This window comes from Methylobrevis pamukkalensis (assembly GCF_001720135.1).
Taxonomy (GTDB): Bacteria; Pseudomonadota; Alphaproteobacteria; order Rhizobiales; family Pleomorphomonadaceae; genus Methylobrevis; species Methylobrevis pamukkalensis.
Map to the genome: position 1 here is coordinate 1 of NZ_MCRJ01000310.1, position 625 is coordinate 625.

Consider the following 625-nt stretch of genomic DNA (forward strand, 5'->3'; position numbering starts at 1 on the left):
CCGATCGTCATGGTCTCCGTCACGGTCTGGACCGCCTGCGGGCGAAGGGTGGCACACATGGTCATGCCTCGTGTCCGAGATAGGCGCTCTGCACGCGCGGATGGGTGAGAAGGTCGGCGCCGGCGCCCTCGAGCGTCACCTCGCCGGTTTCGAGCACGAAGGCCCGCTCGGCGATCTCGAGGGCGCGGAAGGCGTTCTGCTCCACGAGCAGCACGGTGACGCCGCGCCGGTTGATGCGCTCGACGGCCTCCAGCACCAGGTCGACGATCTGCGGGGCCAGGCCCATGGTCGGCTCGTCGAGCAGCAGGACCGACGGATCGGCCATCATCGCCCGGCCCATCGCCACCATCTGCTGCTCGCCGCCGGACAGGGTGCCGGCCAGCTGGCGGTAGCGCTCGCGCAGGCGGGGAAAGAGCTCCAGGATCGCCTCCAGGTCCTCGCGGGCCTTGGCCCGGTCCTCGCGCACATAGGCGCCGAGATCGAGATTCTCGGCCACCGTCATCCGGCCGAACAGGCGCCGCCCCTCGGGCACCTGCGCAAGGCCGCGCCGGACCCGCTCGTGCGGGGCAAGGTGGGTGATCTCCTCGCCGTCCATCGACACCGTGCCGGCGCGCACGTCGCGCAG

General features: G+C 71.5%; 1 protein-coding gene. It reads right to left on the reverse strand.

Annotated features, from left to right (window positions below; genetic code table 11):
• Window positions 1-61: 61 nt before the first annotated feature.
• The coding region (locus A6302_RS20695) for an ABC transporter ATP-binding protein (protein WP_069308551.1) at window positions 62-625 on the reverse strand (564 nt) is incomplete at its 5' end.